The following is a 511-nucleotide window of genomic DNA, read 5'->3' on the forward strand; positions in this document are numbered from 1 at the left end:
CCCAAACGGGCCTGCAACTGGGCTCGATCCCGATCCCGAGCGGGATCTCGCCCGACTGGCGGCGATCCAGCAGCTCCTCGAGGCCGAGGGCGGCTGGGAGATCGAGCAGCGCGCCGAGCGGGTGGTCTCGCGGCTCGGGCTGGATGGGGAGGCCGTCTATGCGACCCTCTCCGGCGGTCTGCGCCGGCGCGTGATGCTCGCGAGGGCCTTGGTCACCGAGCCGGACCTGCTGCTGCTCGACGAGCCCACCAACCATCTCGACATCGAGACCATCGAGTGGCTCGAGGAACTGCTGCTCGGCTTCTCCGGATCGCTCTTGTTCATTACCCATGACCGTCGCTTCCTGCGCCGTCTCGCGACTCGCATCCTGGAGCTGGACCGCGGCCGGCTCAGTGACTGGCCGTGCGACTACGAGAACTATCTGCGCCGCCGCGAGGAACGGCTGCACGCCGAGGCCAAGGAACGCGAGCGCTTCGACAAGCGTCTCGCCGAGGAGGAGGTCTGGATCAGG

General features: G+C 68.3%; 1 protein-coding gene. It reads left to right on the top strand.

Annotated features, from left to right (window positions below; all coding sequences use genetic code 11):
* Window positions 1-511, top strand: a 511-nt coding sequence (locus CLD20_RS20110; protein WP_224408452.1) for an ATP-binding cassette domain-containing protein, incomplete at both ends; no start/stop codon positions are given.

The sequence above is a fragment of the Afifella sp. IM 167 genome (assembly GCF_020144925.1).
Lineage (GTDB): Bacteria > Pseudomonadota > Alphaproteobacteria > Rhizobiales > Afifellaceae > Afifella.